This is a genomic window from Mesorhizobium sp. M1E.F.Ca.ET.045.02.1.1, assembly GCF_003952485.1.
Taxonomy (GTDB): Bacteria; Pseudomonadota; Alphaproteobacteria; order Rhizobiales; family Rhizobiaceae; genus Mesorhizobium.
Genome location: NZ_CP034447.1, coordinates 6985065 through 7001527 on the forward strand (window position 1 = coordinate 6985065; position 16463 = coordinate 7001527).

At 64.3% G+C, this 16463-nt stretch carries 19 protein-coding genes; 9 read left to right on the top strand and 10 right to left on the bottom strand.

Annotation, left to right across the window (positions count from 1 at the left end):
- Positions 1-33 precede the first annotated feature (33 nt).
- Together EJ070_RS36575 and glyS are read right to left on the bottom strand one after the other, a co-directional pair.
- Positions 34-378 (bottom strand): ATPase, encoded by a 345-nt coding sequence (locus EJ070_RS36575; RefSeq protein WP_189350250.1) that lies wholly within the window; start codon positions 376-378, stop codon positions 34-36.
- 267 nt (positions 379-645) lie between these two features.
- Positions 646-2958, bottom strand: coding sequence for a glycine--tRNA ligase subunit beta (gene glyS, locus EJ070_RS34245; RefSeq protein ID WP_126095285.1), 2313 nt, complete (start codon positions 2956-2958; stop codon positions 646-648).
- A gap of 257 nt (positions 2959-3215) precedes the next feature.
- Here glyS and EJ070_RS34250 point away from each other — a divergent pair, with 257 nt between their 5' ends.
- On the top strand, positions 3216-3398 hold the full coding sequence (locus EJ070_RS34250) for a hypothetical protein (RefSeq protein ID WP_126095286.1): 183 nt from the start codon (positions 3216-3218) through the stop codon (positions 3396-3398).
- Here the strand turns inward: EJ070_RS34250 and EJ070_RS34255 are convergent.
- The gene (locus EJ070_RS34255; RefSeq protein WP_189350252.1) at positions 3395-4369 is read right to left on the bottom strand and encodes a glycine--tRNA ligase subunit alpha; all 975 of its coding nucleotides are present in this window, start codon (positions 4367-4369) and stop codon (positions 3395-3397) included. The two genes, EJ070_RS34250 and EJ070_RS34255, sit on opposite strands and share 4 nt — an antisense overlap.
- Positions 4370-4508: 139 nt before the next feature.
- On the opposite strand from EJ070_RS34255, the gene EJ070_RS34260 reads away from it, so the two are divergent.
- Positions 4509-4970, top strand: a complete 462-nt coding sequence (locus EJ070_RS34260) for a GNAT family N-acetyltransferase (protein ID WP_126095287.1) — start codon at positions 4509-4511, stop codon at positions 4968-4970.
- Between the two features lie 265 nt (positions 4971-5235).
- On the opposite strand, the gene EJ070_RS34265 is transcribed toward EJ070_RS34260, so the two are convergent.
- The 5 genes from EJ070_RS34265 to EJ070_RS34285 all read right to left on the bottom strand — a co-directional run bounded on the left by EJ070_RS34265 (position 5236) and on the right by EJ070_RS34285 (position 10252).
- Positions 5236-7014, bottom strand: a complete 1779-nt coding sequence (locus EJ070_RS34265) for a tetratricopeptide repeat protein (RefSeq protein ID WP_126095288.1) — start codon at positions 7012-7014, stop codon at positions 5236-5238.
- Between the two features lie 187 nt (positions 7015-7201).
- A complete protein-coding gene (locus EJ070_RS34270) occupies positions 7202-7618 on the bottom strand; it encodes a DUF1284 domain-containing protein (RefSeq protein ID WP_126095289.1) in 417 nt (138 codons plus the stop codon).
- A 6-nt stretch (positions 7619-7624) separates the two neighbouring features.
- Positions 7625-8224, bottom strand: a complete 600-nt coding sequence (locus EJ070_RS34275; protein ID WP_126095290.1) for a biotin transporter BioY — start codon at positions 8222-8224, stop codon at positions 7625-7627.
- Between the two features lie 237 nt (positions 8225-8461).
- Positions 8462-9127: a GntR family transcriptional regulator gene (locus EJ070_RS34280; protein ID WP_126095291.1), complete on the bottom strand. Its 666-nt coding sequence runs from the start codon at positions 9125-9127 to the stop codon at positions 8462-8464.
- Positions 9128-9238: 111 nt separating this feature from the next.
- Complete coding sequence (locus EJ070_RS34285; RefSeq protein ID WP_126095292.1) at positions 9239-10252, bottom strand: polyprenyl synthetase family protein; 1014 nt, start codon at positions 10250-10252, stop codon at positions 9239-9241.
- A 164-nt stretch (positions 10253-10416) separates the two neighbouring features.
- Here EJ070_RS34285 and EJ070_RS34290 point away from each other — a divergent pair, with 164 nt between their 5' ends.
- The 7 genes from EJ070_RS34290 to EJ070_RS34320 all read left to right on the top strand — a co-directional run bounded on the left by EJ070_RS34290 (position 10417) and on the right by EJ070_RS34320 (position 14685).
- Entirely contained in the window at positions 10417-10641 is a 225-nt protein-coding gene (locus tag EJ070_RS34290) for a DUF2007 domain-containing protein (RefSeq protein WP_126095293.1), read from the top strand.
- Entirely contained in the window at positions 10641-11435 is a 795-nt protein-coding gene (locus EJ070_RS34295) for a methyltransferase (RefSeq protein WP_126095294.1), read from the top strand. Before EJ070_RS34290 ends, EJ070_RS34295 begins: the two co-directional genes overlap by 1 nt.
- 107 nt (positions 11436-11542) lie before the next feature.
- Positions 11543-12400: a S49 family peptidase gene (locus EJ070_RS34300; RefSeq protein WP_126095295.1), complete on the top strand. Its 858-nt coding sequence runs from the start codon at positions 11543-11545 to the stop codon at positions 12398-12400.
- 83 nt (positions 12401-12483) lie between these two features.
- Positions 12484-12669 carry a membrane protein gene (locus EJ070_RS34305; RefSeq protein ID WP_027164591.1) on the top strand — a complete coding sequence of 62 codons (186 nt, stop codon included), beginning with the start codon at positions 12484-12486 and terminating at the stop codon, positions 12667-12669.
- Between the two features lie 25 nt (positions 12670-12694).
- Positions 12695-13591 carry a 4-(cytidine 5'-diphospho)-2-C-methyl-D-erythritol kinase gene (locus tag EJ070_RS34310; RefSeq protein ID WP_126095296.1) on the top strand — a complete coding sequence of 299 codons (897 nt, stop codon included), beginning with the start codon at positions 12695-12697 and terminating at the stop codon, positions 13589-13591.
- A complete protein-coding gene (moaB, locus tag EJ070_RS34315) occupies positions 13578-14135 on the top strand; it encodes a molybdenum cofactor biosynthesis protein B (RefSeq protein WP_126095297.1) in 558 nt (185 codons plus the stop codon). The genes EJ070_RS34310 and moaB overlap by 14 nt, the downstream gene beginning before the upstream one ends.
- Before the next feature lie 124 nt (positions 14136-14259).
- Positions 14260-14685 carry an aldehyde-activating protein gene (locus EJ070_RS34320; RefSeq protein ID WP_126095298.1) on the top strand — a complete coding sequence of 142 codons (426 nt, stop codon included), beginning with the start codon at positions 14260-14262 and terminating at the stop codon, positions 14683-14685.
- Between the two features lie 15 nt (positions 14686-14700).
- On the opposite strand, the gene EJ070_RS34325 is transcribed toward EJ070_RS34320, so the two are convergent.
- Entirely contained in the window at positions 14701-15675 is a 975-nt protein-coding gene (locus EJ070_RS34325; RefSeq protein WP_126095299.1) for a hypothetical protein, read from the bottom strand.
- A gap of 180 nt (positions 15676-15855) precedes the next feature.
- Positions 15856-16359, bottom strand: a complete 504-nt coding sequence (locus EJ070_RS34330; RefSeq protein WP_126095300.1) for a glycosyltransferase — start codon at positions 16357-16359, stop codon at positions 15856-15858.
- Between the last annotated feature and the right edge of the window lie 104 nt (positions 16360-16463).

Consider the following 16463-nt stretch of genomic DNA (forward strand, 5'->3'; position numbering starts at 1 on the left):
CCGCCCTTTGTTGTTCAAGCGATGAGAAACGGCTCAGGCCGCTTCTTCCTTGTCGTCATCGTCGGACTCGTCTTCGTCGTCGCCGTCTTCATCCTCGTCATCACCCGAGGCCTTGGCGTCTTCGTCGTCCTCATCCTCGTCGTCCGACTCGTCCTCGCTCGAGGCAGTGGCTTCCTCATCGGCGTCTTCGTCGTCCTCGTCGTCGCTGTCTTCGTCGCCGGCTTCTTCCTCGTCGCCTTCGTCCTCATCGTCTTCAGACGGATCGGCGGCTTCGACCGCCGCGGCGGCATGGTCGAGGAGGCTTTCAGAAGCGGGCTCGATACACTCGGCGGCGGCCGGGGTTTCTTCAGTCAAATCGATGTCGTGAACGGAATTCATGGCATGCCTCCGTGGTTGGGGAACGTCTTAAGGCGCGTCACGCTGAAGTGAATTCAGGCGACGCGCTTCAAGTCTTTGTTCGATGCATGTCGTTGTTCCAGAATCGCTGAACACTTCTGGACGACATGCATTGGTTCTCCCATGCGGAGGTCATCGTCATATGACTGTAAGCCGGCTCCGGCGCATTAAATTTGGGCCATGAAATTGTCGAAGCGCGCCCGCGCCTTATGGGGCGCAGGCAGCTTCGGATCGGCGACTTTTTGGCCGTCAGCCGACGATTTTTGAAAAATCGGCGACCTGGTCGGTGGCGGCGCGGATGCGGGCAAGCAGCGCCAGCCGGTTGGCGCGCACTGCCTGGTCCTCATCATTCACGAGAACGCCTTCAAAGAATGAATCAACGGGTTCACGCAAAACGCTAAGCGCCAGCATGGCGGCGGAAAAACCTTCGTTTTGAATCGCTTGGCCGGCTTCCTTTTCAGCCTGATTCACCGCGGCAAACAGCTTCTTTTCCGCGTCCTCGCGGAACAGCGCCGGCTCAACAGTCTCGGCGATCAGCGTTTTCTTCTTCTCCTCGGCCGCCAGGATGTTGGCGGCGCGTTTGGTGCCGGCGAGCAGGTTCGTGCCGTCCTCGCTGTCGAGGAAGGAGCCCAATGCCTCGACACGACGGACGATCTGCAGCAGGTCGTCGGACTGCGGCGTGATGACGGCGTCGATCAGGTCGTACCGCGCGCCCTGGTCACGGAGATAGACCTTCAGGCGGTCGTGAAAGAAGGCGAGGAGGTCGGATATCTGGCCGGCGCCGCCCGTGAAGTTGGCAAAGGCCTTGGCGAAGATCGAAGTCAGCTCCAGGCGAATGCGGTTCTCGATCAGTATCCTGACCACACCAAGTGCCGCGCGCCGCAGCGCGAACGGGTCCTTGCTGCCGGTCGGCTTTTCATCGATAGCCCAGAAGCCGGTGAGCGTGTCGAGCTTGTCCGCGAGCGCCACAGCCACCGAGACCGGATCGGTCGGCACGCGGTCGGAAGGGCCTTGCGGCTTGTAGTGCTCCTCGGCGGCCGCGGCCACTGACGGATGCTCGCCCTGCAGCAACGCATATTTGCGGCCCATGGCGCCCTGCAGTTCAGGGAACTCGCCGACCACCTCCGTCGGCAAGTCGGCCTTGGCAAGCACCGCGGCGCGGGTGACAAGCGTGGTAATCTCCCCCCTTGAGGGGGAGATGTCGCCGGAGGCGACAGAGGGGGTCGTCTCGCGTGGAGTACCAATGTCTTCTCTCTTCGAAAGGCCAGAATGCGTCGCATCAGCCGAAGCGACCCCCTCTGGCCTGCCGGCCATCTCACCCTCAAGGGGGGAGATCGACTGCGCCACCGTCGGCGCCAATTCCTCGGCCAGTCGCTTGATCCGCGCGACCCGCTCGCCCTGGGTGCCGAGCTTGGCATGGAAGGTCACGTTGAGATGATCGAGCCGCGCCATGCGCTGGTCGAGCGGCTTCGTCAAATCCAGGTCGAACTTTGCCGCGGACTCTTTTAGCTGGTCGAGGTCCGGCAGGTCGCCCTGATCGGTCTTCCAGAAATAGAGCGCGTCGGAGAGGCGCGCCCTGACCACCTTGCCGTTGCCGTATGCGATCTCCTTGCCGCCATCGTTCGCCTCGATGTTTGCGACCAGGACGAAGCGATTGGAGAGGTCTTCGGCCGCGCCATGCGGCCGGGTCACAAAACACTTCTGGTTGGCGCGGATGGTGAGGCGGATGACCTCGGCGGGAATGGTGAGGAAATCATCCTCGAATTCGCCCATCAATACGACCGGCCATTCGACCAGGCCGGAGACTTCCTCGAGCAGACCCTCATCCTCGACAAGGTCGAGCCCATTGGCGAAGGCGATGTTGCGAGCGTCGTGAAGGATGATCTCCTTGCGCCGGTCGGCATCGAGCACGACCTTGGCCGCCTCGAGCTTTGCGACGTAGTCCTCGAAGCGGCGCACGGTGATCAAGCCCGGCGCGTGGAAGCGGTGGCCGTAGGTGGCGTTGCCGGAGCGGATGCCGTCGATCTCGAAATCGACCACTACCGGCTCTTCGGTCTCCGGGCCGAAGGTGCAGACGATCGATTGCAGCGGCCGCACCCAGCGCAGCGAGCCGGGCTTGGCCGATGCCGGCCCCCAGCGCATCGATTTCGGCCAGGGAAAGTTTTTGATGATGCTCGGCACCAGCTCGGCGATGATCTCTTCCGCCGCCCGGCCCGGCTTCGAAATGTGGGCGACATAAAAGTCGCCTTTCTTCGGATCGGAATGGACATGCGCCTCGGCGATCGATGAAAGGCCGGCCTTGCGCAGAAAACCCTGCACGGCCTGCTCGGGCGCCGTGGTCGAGGGACCCTTGATCTCCTCGCGAATGTCTTTCGAGCGCGCGGTCAGCCCCCGGATGTCGAGCGCCAGGCGCCGCGGTGTCCAGTATTCGCGCGCCGCCTCGTAGGTCAGACCCGCCTCGACCAGACCGTCGGTCAGCATCTTTTTCAGATCGCCGGCAGCCTTGCGCTGCATGCGCGCGGGAATCTCTTCCGAGCGGAGTTCCAGAAGCAAGTCGGGCATTGATTAGCTCCTCACCCTCCCCTTGATGGGGAGGGTCGGCGCGTCAGCGCCGGTGTCACGAATGCGCGGGAAATAGCAACTCGGCTGGCCGCTGTCACCCCGCAAGCTTTGCCCTGGCCAGCGCCGGTTTCCGGAAATTTTCATCGCCGCTGTCGGGACGGCGCGAGCCCACCCGTCCTTGGAGCAGAAATTCCCATGAACCGAACGCGGCGCTGAAGCGACCTACGCTCAGGCGGAGAACTATTGGCTGAACGACCATGAAGACGGCATCGAGAACCCTGCAGATCCTGGCACTGAGCGCCTGCTTCGCCGCCCAGATGCATGGCACGTTCTCGATGCCGGGCGTCAGACAAGCACTGCGCACGATCGACAGCGTAAGCAGCCAAAGCGTGTTCCCGATCGCTGCCGCTTCCGAAATCGCAAAAACCGTATTGGGTTAAGCCGCCAGACCGCCCGCCTGCGTCTTCAGGAACGCCTCCCCGCAAGCCTTCGCCAGGTTGCGCACGCGCAGGATGTAGCTCTGGCGCTCGGTGACGGAAATCACGCCGCGCGCGTCGAGCAGGTTGAAGACATGGCTTGCCTTGATGCACTGGTCGTAGGCCGGGAAGACCATCCGGTGCATCGCCAGATTGTCGTTCGACGCGGGCGCGCCTGCGGCAAGCAGCGCCTTGCATTCGGTCTCGGCGTCCTCGAAATGCCGAAGCAGCATCGCCGTGTTGGCGAATTCGAAATTGTGGCGCGAATATTCCTGCTCGGCCTGCAGGAAGACGTCGCCATAGGTGACCTTTTCCGCACCTTCGCGGCCGTTGAAGTTCAAGTCGTAGACATTGTCGACGCCCTGCACATACATGGCGAGCCGCTCCAGCCCATAGGTGAGCTCGCCCGCCACCGGCGCGCATTCGATGCCGCAGACCTGCTGGAAATAGGTGAACTGAGAGACTTCCATGCCGTCGCACCAGCACTCCCAGCCGAGGCCCCAGGCGCCGAGCGTCGGGCTTTCCCAATCGTCCTCGACGAAGCGGATGTCGTGCAGCAGCAGATCGACGCCGATCGCCTCGAGCGAGCCGAGATAGAGTTCCTGCAGGTTCGGCGGATTCGGCTTCAAGATCACCTGATACTGATAGTAGTGCTGCAGCCGGTTCGGGTTCTCGCCGTAGCGGCCGTCCTTCGGGCGGCGCGACGGCTGCACGTAAGCGGCATTCCAGCGACGCGGACCGAGTGCGCGCAAAGTGGTTGCCGGGTGGAAGGTACCGGCGCCGACTTCCATGTCGTAGGGCTGCAGGATGACGCAGCCATAGTCGGCCCAGTAATTGTGCAGGGTCAGGATCAGCCCCTGGAAGGAGCGGCTGGGATGCATATGGGCAGGAATGTCGATGGTCACGGCGGCCTCGGAAAGCGCGGGATTGGGCATTCCCTAGTTGCCGGGCCGGCGAGCGTCAAGGCAGGGCGCCGCATCATGGAGAGTTGAACGCTTTGCCGGCGGCTGGCCCATTGCCGGCCGCTCAGGCTGGCCGTTTGCTCGCCTGAGCCGCAACGACAAAGGTTCCGCCATGCCAGGTCAACTCACCGTCCGCCCCATCGCCCGGCAGGATTACGAGCAGTGGCTGCCGCTCTGGGACGGCTATAACGCCTCCTACGGCCGCTCGGGCGCAACCGCGCTTGCTGGCGAGATCACGCAGATGACCTGGTCGCGCTTTTTCGATGCCTATGAGCCGGTGCATGCGCTGGTGGCGGAACGCGACGGCACCCTTCTCGGCCTCGTCCACTATCTCTATCACCGCTCGACCACGGCGATCGCGCCGAACTGCTATCTGCAGGACCTCTTCACCTCGCAGGCCGCGCGCGGCCGGGGCATCGGCAGGGCGCTGATCGAAGGCGTCTACGAAGGGGCCAAGGCAGCGGGCGCGGGCCGCGTCTACTGGCTGACGCACGAAACCAACCACACCGCGATGAAACTCTATGACAAGATCGGCGAGAAATCCGGCTTCGTCGTCTATCGGAAGCTGTTCTAGCGTCTATCGATATTCAGGTGATGCCGGCCTGCAAACGCCGGTTCCTCCGCTTCCGGCCTTCGCCGGCCGAAGCACTCGTGGTGGCGTGGCAGTTAAATGGAGGCTACGGCCGGCGTAGGCCGGTGCTCACGTACTTTAGTACGCTCCGCTCCGGTTCTCGGAAACCACCGTTTTCGACTCGGCCTGACCTGAATCTCGACAGACGCTGCGCCGAAACAGAAGCGAGGCCCGAAGAGCCCCGCCAAAACCGTTCGTGTCTTGCCCCTCAGCCTTTCGGAGCCGGCAGCACCGGGGCCGGCTTGACCTTCGGGGTTTCCTGCGCCGTGTTGGATTCGATCGGCGGCAGGCCCTTGAGCAGCTTTTGCTGCAGGGTCGCGAGCACGTCCGGATCCGGCTTCAGGTCGCGCGCCTGGGTCCACTGGAAGGTCGCTTCCAGCTTGCGGCCGACGCGCCAATAGGCATCGCCCAGATGATCGTTGAGGACCGGATCTTCCGGCTTCAGCGACACGGCGCGCTCCATTTCGCGGACGGCGTCGTCGAAGCGGCCGAGGCGGTAATAAGCCCAGCCCAGCGAATCGACGATGTAGCCGTCGCTTGGCCGCAGATCCACGGCCTTCTGGATCATCGCCAGGCCTTCCTTGAGGTTCGTGTTCATGTCGACCCAGGAATAGCCGAGATAATTCAGAACTTGAGGCTGGTCGGGCTGCAGCTCCAGCGCCTTGCGGAAATTGGGCTCGGCCTTCGGCCATTCCTTCAGCCGCTCATAGGCGATGCCGCGCTGGTAGAAGATGTTCCAGTTGGCGGCCGTCGGCGTCTTCAGCTCATCGACCGCCTTGTCATAGAGATTGGCGGCCGAGCGGAAATCCTCCTTGGAAGAATAGACACCGCCGAGCGCGAGATAGCCGCGCATGTCGGCCGGATGCGCGTCGACATAGCCCTTGAGGTGCGCAATGGCTTCGTCGTGGCGGTCGATGTCGGCGAGGTTCAGGCCGAGTTGCAGTTCCGAAAGCTCCTTCAGCGGCGAGGAAGCCGGAATGCGGCGATAGAGCGCGATCGCGCCCTCGCCGTCCTTCAACTGCTCGGCAACCGCGGCCAACTGGACGAGAGCGGCGTCGCTGTCCGGCTTCAGCGCCAGCGCGTATTGCAGATAGAGCCGTACGAAAGGCTCGCCGCCGCCACGGTTCAGCGCGGTGGCGAGATCGAGCAGGATTTCGGAGGCGCCGTCCGCCGGGCCGGCGGCCAAGGGCTCGATCTTGTCGCCCTTGCTGATCCTGTCGCGCAGCGTGGTGATTTCGAGCTTGCCCGGCGCGAAGGCTTCTGCCTGGTTCAGCACTGTGATCGCCTTTGCCTTGTCGCCCTTGCGGGCGAGGAACGAGGCATAGGCCTGCGCGTTGCGCATCCAGGTCTCGGGCGCGGAGCTGCCGGCGGCGGTATCGGCCAGCGTGGCGGCGTAGATTTCATCGGCCTTGTCGGAAAGACCGGCGGCGTCGGCGATCAGCGCGCGGTGGAACGACTTGAACAGGCCAAACCAGTCCGGTCCCTTGAGCTTGTCGATGGAGTCCATCGCTTCGGAGGCATCGCCCGCGCCTTCCTTGGCCCAGCCGTCCATGACGCCGGAGAGCAGCCGATCGAGATCGGATTCGAGCGACAGCTTCAGCCAGTACTGGGCCTTGGTGTAGTCCTTCTTGTGGAAGGAATCGACGGCAAGCGCCAGGCGCGAGAAGCGCTCGACATCGGGCACTTGCTTGAGCTTGTCGGCATAGACCAGCGATTCCTCGAAGCGGCCCTGCGCGACCAGGGCCAGCATCAGGCTCTGCTGCAGCTCCGTGTCATTGGGCGCGAAGGCCAGCGCCTGCTTGTAGTAGGCGATGGCATTGTCGAGATCGTTGTCGCTTTCGGCGATGTGAGCAGCGAGATAGGCGCCCGAGAAGGACGTGATCTGGATCGGTTGGGCGTTTTCCTTGGCATGGGCAGGCAGCACCGAAAGCGCCACACCCGTCATAAATGCCAGCCTTGTCAGCCAGCGCGCACGTCCTTGCAGCATCTTATCCCTTTCAGCCAGACGGGATCCCGCCCTTGGCGGACCGCCCACAGACTCGATCTTTTCCAGACAAAGCATGGCCTTTTTGGGGTCGGGCTTCAATCCGGCGCGAATCACAATGCGATCATCCGGCTTAAAAAACGATGCCGCGCAGCCAAGAAGTCCGGAGCAGGAGCGGAAATATCGGCTCCTAGAGACGCGTATCGTGAAATCCGCCGGCGGCAACCGCGCCGCACAGATCGGACCATTCGCAGCCGGAGCACGCCTGGCGCGTCTGACCGGAGGAAAACGCCGTCCGCATCCGTGCCAGGCTGGAGGCGTCCAACACCAGCGGCTCGCCGGCCTCGATCGTCCGGCCGAGAAGAGCCCCGACATCGTGCGCCGCGAGCCGGTCCCGCTCGACCGCGCTCTCGCGCAGGCAATGCGGCTCGGGCTCGTCCAGCATCGGGGCACAGATGTCGTCCGGCCCGGGGACGATCAAGACCGCCTCGCCCTCGCCCAGCCGCTTCACCACCTTGTCGTAGTTGGCGGTGAAGGCGGGCGAGTAGCCCTTGCCGACATAGGTCAGCAGGCAGAGCAGATGGTGGGCGCGCAGCCTGACGGTCATAGCGTCTTACGCGCGTGGGTCGCGCGGTTCGGTTCGATAGGTGGAGAAGAGGTTCAGCGTCGCGGCACCCAGCGCCGACTTCAGCAAGCCGCCGACGACGAACGGCAGGAAGCCGAAGGTGATGGCCTTCTCGGCGCCGATCATGACGGCAAGCCAGGCCGTGCCGAGAACCAGGCACAGAAGATTGCCGATGAGCATGGCGACAAAGGCAAGCATCACCCGATTGCCGTTCCAGCCGCGCTCGGCCAGCCAGCCGACCACCGCACCGACGACCGGGAACGAGAAGAGATAACCGCCGGTCGGACCGACGAAATGCTGCACGCCGGCGGCGCCGCCCGCCAGAACCGGAAAGCCGGCAGCACCTTCGACCAGCCAGGCCGCGATGGTGAGCGCGCCGAACCGCCAGCCATAGAGCGCGCCGATCAGCGTCACGGCGAAGGTCTGCATGGTCACCGGAACCGGCACCATCGGCACCTCGATATAGGACGACAGCGCCAGGAACAGCGAGCCGAGGACGACAGCGCCAACCTTCCAGGCGACGGAGCGGCTGTCCAGCCGGAGCGGACTGAAAGGGGGCTTGCGGGTCGAAACGGCGATGTTTGTCACGGTGATGTCCCTGGTTGGATTGAGTTTCTGCAAAAATATAGATAATTTCTGTACTCGATCTATTATCGAATCCATATTTTTGCAGAGATGGCAAGCGCCCCGTCGCGGAATCGCAGATCGACGAGCAGTGAGGCTGGGCCATTCAAAGGCTTTTGGGATGCCCAAAGCCGACATCTGGCGGAAATAGAGCGCCGAGGCGCGGAAGCGTTGCCGTTTCCGCGGTCTGTTCTGATTGCTCTACCCCACGATGGCGAAGGCCTCGCGGGTCCTGCCGGATGCGGTCTTGACCGGCTTCTGGCCGATCCATTGCACGTGCCGGCCAAGCGTGGCGGCAGCTGCTTCCGTGTTGCCCTGCCTGAGCGCGCTCAAGATCGCCCGATGATCCTGGTCGGTGCGGGTTTCCCATTCGGAGCGCCAGGCCGCGAACAGGAAGCGGGCGCTCGCGGCATGCAGATCGTCGATGGTGGAAAGAAGCCGCGGCATGTTGCAGGGCGCCAAGATCAGCCGGTGGAAGGCGCGGTTGGCCTCTTCCCAGGAGCGGACGTCGCGGGATTTGTCGCCCGCCTTGGTCGCCTCCTCGGCCTGGTCGAGGATCGCCGGCGTCAGATGCGGCGCGGCATGGCGCAGCGCCAGCACCTCGAGCGCCGCGCGCATCTCGGCCACTTCCCTCACCTCGCCGAGATCGAAAGCGGCAACGCGCACGCCGCGGCGCGGCTCGCTGATCGCCAGGCCTTGCGCCTCGAGGCGGCGAAACGCCTCGCGCACCGGGACATGGCTGGTGCCGAATTCCTCCGCGACATGGTCCTGGCGCAGCCGCGATCCCGGCTCGATCGCGCCAGAGATGATGCGGTCAGCCAGTTCCTTGCTGATACGGACGGCGATCGTGTCGTCTGTGTTGGCCATATTTTATAGATAATTTGCAGAGCCGCCGTTTGTCGAGACGGCCAAGGCGGGATTCACAGGCGCGCCCCGCTCCAGCGGTCATCGGCAAAGCACCGAAAATCCGACAGGTTCTCAGTTGACGCGGCTGATGCAGAAATCGATGACGTCGATCAGCGCCGACTTCTGCGGCGTCGCCTCCAGCGGCGCCAGCGCGTCGCGGGCGATCTCGCCGAAGTGACGCGCGCGGCCGATCGTGTCGGCGATGGCGCCGTGGCGGGTCATCAGGCCGATCGCCTTTTCGAGCCCGGCATCGTCGGTGACGTTGTCCTCGATGGCGCGTTTCCAGAAGGTGCGCTCGGCCTTGGTGCCGCGCCGGTAGGCGAGGATCACCGGCAGCGTCACCTTGCCCTCGCGGAAATCGTCGCCGACATTCTTGCCGAGATCCTTGCTGGAGCCGCCATAGTCGAGCGCATCGTCGATGAGCTGAAAGGCAAGGCCGAGATTCATGCCGTAGGAGCGCAGCGCCGCGCGGTCGTTGCGGGAGGCTAGCGCGATCACCGGGCCGACTTCGGCTGCAGCCGAGAACAGGGCCGCGGTCTTGGCCTTGATGACGGCGAAATGCTCGTCCTCGGTGGTCTCCAGATTCTTGGCGGCGGCAAGCTGCATCACCTCGCCCTCGGCGATGATGGAGGCAGCGCTCGACAGGATGTCGAGAGCTTCCAGCGAACCGACCTCGACCATCATGCGGAAAGCCTGGCCTAGCAGGAAGTCGCCGACCAGCACGCTTGCCTGGTTGCCCCAGATCATGCGCGCCGTCTTCTTGCCGCGGCGAAGCGCGCTCTCGTCGACGACATCGTCATGAAGCAGCGTCGCGGTGTGCATGAACTCGACCGACGTCGCGAGCTTGACGTGACCGTCGCCCGAATAGCCGAACATCTGGGCGGCGGCGAGCGTCAGCATCGGCCGCAGGCGCTTGCCTCCCGAAGAGATCAGGTGATTGGCGACCTCCGGGATCATCTCGACGTCGGAGCCGGCCTTCGACAGGATCAGTTCGTTGACGCGGCCCATGTCGGCTGCCGTCAGATCGATGAGATCCTTGATGGAAGCGGGTTCCCGCTTGCCTTCGATATTCAGAACGACACCCACCACGATCACTCCCGTCTCATTGACGCGCGCACGACAACACCCTGATCCCGGTAGGACTCTAGGTCGGTACAACCTGGCACGGCAAGAGGCGAATTGGCGCGGCAGGCCTGGCGCGGGGTTGCCTCAACGTTTACATGAACGCCGCAACCTGCGATTTTCATTCCATGATTGAGCTTGTCCGCACCAATGACGCCGTCGTCATTTCCTTCATCGAATCGCTGATGCGCGACGCCGGCATCGCCTGTTTCGTCGCCGACCAGAACATGAGCGTGCTCGACGGATCGCTCGGTATCCTGCCCAGGCGCGTCATGGTCGATGCGGACAAGGCCGATGCGGCGCGGCGCATCCTGAAGGATGCCGGCATCGAGAACGAGATCCGCCGGAAATAATGGCAGCTTCAACCGCTTTTGCCCCCGACACCCCGGCCCACACGGTCGATGCCTTCCATCGCGGGCGCTTCTGGCTGGTCCAGCCGAGGCAAGGCCATCGCGCCGGCATGGACGCCATGATGCTGGCGGCGGCCGTCCCGTCCACCTTTTCCGGCCGGCTCGCCGATTTCGGCGCCGGCGCCGGCGCCGCGGCGCTCGCCGTGCTGTCGCGCTGCCCTGAGGCGCGGGCTGTGCTGGTCGAGCGCTCCGCCGAGATGGCGGCGTTTGCCGCCGCCACGCTTGCGCATCCGGGCAATGCGCATATCGGCGACCGCGCCTCGGTGCTGACGGCCGACGTCACGCTCACCGGCCGGGCGCGGGCCGAGACCGGGCTAGCCGACAATTCCTTCGACTTCGTGATCATGAACCCGCCTTTCAACGCCACCGAGGATCGCGCCACGCCGGATGCACTGCGCAGAGAGGCGCATGTCACGGAGGACGGACTGTTCGAGCGCTGGATCAGGAGTGCCGCCGCAGTGGTCAAGCCGCGCGGCGGGCTGGCGGTGATCGCCCGGCCGGAGCAGCTTGTCGCGGTCCTCGATGCGATCGAAGGCCGCTTCGGCGATGCCGAGATGCTTTGCGTCCACCCGCGCCCGGACGCCGCGGCGATCCGCATCGTCGTCAGGGCCATGCTCGGCGCGCGCGGAAAACTGTCGATCCGGCCGCCGCTCACCTTGCACGGACCGTCCGGCAACGAACCGACGGAACGGACCGAGATGATCAACAATGGGCTGGCGTCGCTGTTCGGCGATTGATTAGAGGCCGGCAATGCGGCATTGCCGTTGGCTGGCGAATTCCTACATGCCGGGAGCAAGGATGAGGTTTCACTTGCTCTTGCACCTCTTTCTGGAGACAAGCTTTCGTGAAACGCTTCCTCAACCGACTGCTGCCGAAACCCTGGCGCTCGACAGTCGTCACCATTCCCGTCATCCGGCTGCACGGCACCATCCTGCCCGGCGGCGGCCAGTTCCGGCCGAGCCTGTCGCTCGCCTCGACGGCCGGCCTCATCGAGAAGGCGTTCGGCTTCGACGCGCCGGCGGTTGCAATTTCGATCAATTCGCCCGGCGGCTCGCCTGTGCAGTCGCGGCTGATCTTCAGGCGCATCCGTGATCTGGCGACGGAAAAGGACAAGAAGGTGCTGGTCTTCGTCGAGGATGTGGCCGCCTCCGGCGGCTACATGATCGCGATCGCAGGCGACGAGATCTTCGCTGACCCGTCTTCTATCGTCGGTTCGATCGGCGTCGTCTCGGCCTCCTTCGGCTTCCCGGAACTGATGAAGAAGATCGGCATCGAGCGGCGCGTCCACACCGCCGGCCAGAACAAGGCCGTGCTCGACCCGTTCAAGCCGGAAAAGAAGGAGGACGTCGAGCGGCTGAAGGCGCTGCAGCTCGAAGTGCACGAGACCTTCATCGACCTCGTCAAGGAGCGGCGCGGCACGAAGCTGAAGGACGATCCGGATTTGTTCACCGGCCTGTTCTGGACCGCCAAGAGAGGCCTGGAACTCGGTCTCGTCGATGCGCTGGGCGACATGCGCAGCGTGCTCAAGACCCGTTTCGGCGAAAAGACGCAACTCAAGCTGATCACCGCGCCGCGCGGGTTTTTCGGCCGCTTCGGCCTGTTCGGCTCGCGCTTTTCGGCGCCGGATATCGCGGCGGCCGCCGCGAACGGCATCATCGATGCGGCGGAAGAGCGCGCGCTGTGGGCGCGCTTCGGGCTTTGAAAAGGCCATGAAAGTGTCTAGCATAGTCACTTGACCGACCTGTACGGTCGGCCTTGCCGCGCTAACGCGGGAGGAGTTTCGAGATGCCGCAGATCATTTTCTTCGCTGTCGTCGGCGCCGCCGCCTATTTCGGCTATCGCGCGTTCGTGCGTGAGGCCGAGCGTGTGACGGCAAAAATCCGGCGCACCGAGAAACAGGCGGCCAACGGCACGATGGGTACACTGGTCAAGGATCCGAAGACCGGCGAGTACCGTCTGGCCAAGGACTGAAGCCATCTCGCCAGCAGCCGACATTCTGGAGCCCGAGGCCAAGTCCCGGACATGGCTGGCGCCTGCCAAGATCAATCTGGCGCTGCATGTGACCGGCAGGCGCGCCGACGGCTATCACCTGCTCGACAGCCTTGTCGTCTTCACCCGCTTCGGCGACCGGCTGCAGATCGAGCCGGCCGAGCGTGATGCGTTCTCGGTGTCCGGCCCGTTTGCCGCCGGTGTGCCGCTCGATGGCGACAATCTGGTGATCAAAGCGCGCGAAGCATTACGCGCAGAGGCTGGGGCGCAAATGACGCGCCCTGTCGCCATCCGGCTGGAAAAGAACCTGCCGATCGCTTCCGGCGTCGGCGGCGGCTCGAGCGACGCGGCGGCCGCGCTCAACGGCCTTTCGCGCCTCTGGAAGCTCGATATCGACGAAGCCGGACTGGCGCGGATCGGCCTGACGCTCGGCGCCGACCTGCCGATGTGCCTCGCGACCAAGCCGCTGATTGCGCGCGGCGTCGGCGACGAGCTGTCGCCGCTGGCGCAATTTCCGGCGCTGGCGCTGGTTATGGTCAATCCGGGCGTGACGGTTTCGACGCCCGACGTGTTCAAGGCGCTTTCCAGGCACGACAACGAGGCATTGCCGCTCCTGCCCGGCCGTCTGGATTTTCACACTATCCGCAATTGGCTCGAGACGACCCGCAACGATCTCGAGCCTGCCGCTCGAGCCATCCAGCCGGCCGTCGGCGAAGCGCTCACGGCGCTGAAAAAAGCAGGGGCCGCCTTCGCGCGCATGTCCGGCTCCGGCGCCACCTGTTTCGGCCTGTTCGAGACCGGCAATGTCGGCAAGCGCGCGGCGATCGAAATCCGCGGCCGTCATCCCGGCTGGTTCGTCGCCGCGACGCGCAGCACGGAGGCTGACACTCATGGCCAAAATTGACGAAAGCCGCCCCTTCATTCCGGTGCGGATCGCGGTGCTGACGGTTTCCGACACGCGCAGCCTCGCCGACGACAAATCGGGCCGGACACTGGCCGACCGGATCGCGGAGGCCGGCCACATATTGGCTGCCCGCGACATCGTCACCGACGACCGCGAAAAGATCCGAGACAAGGTGCTCGGCTGGTCGAAGGACGAGGCGGTGGATGTCGTCATCACCACCGGCGGCACCGGCTTCACCGGCCGTGACGTGACGCCGGAGGCGCTGGAACCGATCTTCGAAAAACGCATGGACGGGTTTTCGGAAGTCTTCCACCGCATCTCCTACGACAAGATCGGCACCTCGACGATCCAGAGCCGGGCGACGGGCGGCGTCGTCAACGCCACCTTCGTCTTCGTGCTGCCGGGCTCGCCCGGCGCCTGCAAGGACGCCTGGGACGGCATCCTGAAGCCGCAGCTCGACTACCGGCACATGCCCTGCAACTTTGTCGAGATCATGCCGCGGCTCGACGAGCATCTCAGGCGGGGTGGCAAGCCTGCCTCGTAAAGCATAGGCAAAGCGCCCGATCGGGATCTCATTTGCGAGGCGGAATGGTGTTCCCGCCTTCGAAGCGCCATTCCGAAGCCGATGTTGGCAAAGTACCTTGTGCAAGGAAACAAGGGACCATGCCATGGCCGTTCACAGCGGCGGATGCCATTGCGGCAACATCCGCCTGAGCTTCTCCAGCGCTCTCGATCCTGCGGGACTGGAGATCCGCGCCTGCCAATGCTCGTTCTGCACCCGCCATGGTTCGCGGGCGGCCGCAGATCCCAACGGGAAGCTGGTCGTCTCGGTCGAAGACAGGGCGCGACTGCAAATCTATCGCTTCGGTTTGCGCACCGCCGACTATCTGCTGTGCCGCGAATGCGGCGTCTATGTAGCGGCAATCGCCGGCGATGGCGTCGAGGCCAGGGCGATCGTCATCGTCAACGCGCTCGATGATCGAGAGCGATTCTCCCGCGAACCGGTCCCGGTCCGCTACGACGCCGAGAGCCGCGAGCAGCGCCTGGCCAGGCGCCGCACGAATTGGATGCCGGTCGAGATTCAGGGGCTTTGATCGGCCGGGTCCGGTTCAGCGAATGACGGGCTCGCCGTGGAAGCGGCGACGCGACGGCCGCGAGACACCGAAGCCGATTTCCATCATCAGCCGCGGCGTGTGCGCCGGCACCGTGCCCATGTGGAAGCCGAACGGGTCCTCGACGAAGCCGACGCCGGCCTCGCCGGTGAGCGTCACGGGGCTTTGCTGACCGTAGACGTTCAGCACATCTTCCGCCGGATGGCCGACCAGAAGCGTCAGCTGATGCTTGAGCGCGCGGCGCTTGTGGCTGCCGCGGACATAGACATGCGGACCGGTGCCGGCATCGACCGGCGCCAGATAGAAAAAGAACTTCAGCATCCGCCAGTCGTCGAGATCGAAATGATATTTGCCGAGCGAAGCGAGGTTCTTGTCGGAATCCGAGGCCTTGCCGGTCGGAAAGCTCCACCAGACGCGCGTGGTGATCAGTTTCGCCTGGCCACCGAGATAATGCCGGGCGACGTCGAGGAGCAGCGGGTCCTTCTGGATGGCAAGAGCCGCCTTGCAGTCCAGGATCCGCTCGAAATAGTGGCCGCTGAGCAGCGAGCGGCCATACAGCTTTTCGGCCTCGGCATGCTCGCCCGGCATGAATTCGAGATGGCGATCGAAGTTGCCGAAACAGGGCGTGCGCTGCGCGAAAGCGGCGATCTCCTCGTGGATCTCTCGCGGCAGCATGAAGCCCGAAAACAACCCATCGGAGCGCAAAGCCTCAACCACGGCCTCGCGCTCGATGCCGGCAAACATCGTCTTTCCCGCGTTGTCCAGCGGGCCGGCGCGTTTGGCGCCCAGCCAGTGCATGCGGCGCCCCGGCATGGTGCGCGCCAGCACGAACATCGGCAGCCAGGCCGGGTTTTCGCGAAGGTCCGTCAGATAGGTCGGGATGCGCACAGCGATGCGCTTGAGCAGGCTGCCGTTGCGGGCGATGGCCTCCAGGCTGGCCGCGCCGGAATTGTCTGGGGGAGCAAGGTTCATCGGGTCCTCATATGCATGGCGTCCATCGAAGCGACATCTGCCTATCGCTTCGGCACTACCCAATCCCGATCGTCCCGCATGGGAAGGATGCTAACCTCACCTTCAATTTTGTGCAACGCACAATAAAGCGAGGACTGAAATTTACGCCCGGCTTCCCTGTTGACGCCGCAGCGTCGGTCGTCACTTCGGCGGCGCCACCCAGATCTCGGCATTGAGCCTTCTGGTGGCGAGGCCGCGCACCAAGGCTTCGGCGCTGCGCGCGCTCTTGGCGAGAGCCGAGGCCTGGCGCTTGCTGATAACAAGGCCCTCGGCCAGCGCCCGGTTGCCGGAAAAAACCCTGGCCAGGAAGGGCGCGCGACTGGCGCGGGCGCGCGAGAAGCGCGCGGGCATCGTCTGCCTCGCCATGTGAGCGACGACCTCCTCGATCCAGCCTTCGGCCAGCCGTGCGCCAGGCTCAAGGAGCAGCAGCCAGTCGCCCTTGGCCTGACCGATGCCTGTCGCGATACCGCCGGCCACATAGTGGCAGCCGGCGTGCTCGGCGACGCGGTGCGTCTGGTCGGTCGAGCCTGTGTCGCAGACGACAACGTCGCGCACGACGCCTTCGACCGCGCCGCCGATCAGCGAGGCGAGCGTGCGAGCAAGGCCCTCTTCGTCGTTCCGGGTTTCGATAAGAACGCTGAGCATCGTTCAGCCGAATAGCCGAAAGCCGCGCGTTGCGCCAGTTGCGCGTCGCGGATCAAAAAGTTCTTGCTTTGTTCTCCTCGGCAAAATAGGAATAGTTTCATGAG

Coding starts and splice junctions, on each gene's coding strand:
- EJ070_RS34250 (WP_126095286.1), top strand. CDS start 3,216: ATGAAGACGGCATCGAGAACCCTGCAGATCCTGGCACTGAGCGCCTGC.
- EJ070_RS34295 (WP_126095294.1), top strand. CDS start 10,641: ATGGCAGCTTCAACCGCTTTTGCCCCCGACACCCCGGCCCACACGGTC.
- glyS (WP_126095285.1), bottom strand. CDS start 2,958: ATGCCCGACTTGCTTCTGGAACTCCGCTCGGAAGAGATTCCCGCGCGC.
- EJ070_RS34280 (WP_126095291.1), bottom strand. CDS start 9,127: ATGGCCAACACAGACGACACGATCGCCGTCCGTATCAGCAAGGAACTG.
- EJ070_RS36575 (WP_189350250.1), bottom strand. CDS start 378: ATGAATTCCGTTCACGACATCGATTTGACTGAAGAAACCCCGGCCGCC.
- EJ070_RS34305 (WP_027164591.1), top strand. CDS start 12,484: ATGCCGCAGATCATTTTCTTCGCTGTCGTCGGCGCCGCCGCCTATTTC.
- EJ070_RS34330 (WP_126095300.1), bottom strand. CDS start 16,359: ATGCTCAGCGTTCTTATCGAAACCCGGAACGACGAAGAGGGCCTTGCT.
- EJ070_RS34290 (WP_126095293.1), top strand. CDS start 10,417: ATGATTGAGCTTGTCCGCACCAATGACGCCGTCGTCATTTCCTTCATC.
- EJ070_RS34265 (WP_126095288.1), bottom strand. CDS start 7,014: ATGCTGCAAGGACGTGCGCGCTGGCTGACAAGGCTGGCATTTATGACG.
- EJ070_RS34260 (WP_126095287.1), top strand. CDS start 4,509: ATGCCAGGTCAACTCACCGTCCGCCCCATCGCCCGGCAGGATTACGAG.
- EJ070_RS34325 (WP_126095299.1), bottom strand. CDS start 15,675: ATGAACCTTGCTCCCCCAGACAATTCCGGCGCGGCCAGCCTGGAGGCC.
- EJ070_RS34320 (WP_126095298.1), top strand. CDS start 14,260: ATGGCCGTTCACAGCGGCGGATGCCATTGCGGCAACATCCGCCTGAGC.
- EJ070_RS34255 (WP_189350252.1), bottom strand. CDS start 4,369: ATGCCCAATCCCGCGCTTTCCGAGGCCGCCGTGACCATCGACATTCCT.
- EJ070_RS34270 (WP_126095289.1), bottom strand. CDS start 7,618: ATGACCGTCAGGCTGCGCGCCCACCATCTGCTCTGCCTGCTGACCTAT.
- moaB (WP_126095297.1), top strand. CDS start 13,578: ATGGCCAAAATTGACGAAAGCCGCCCCTTCATTCCGGTGCGGATCGCG.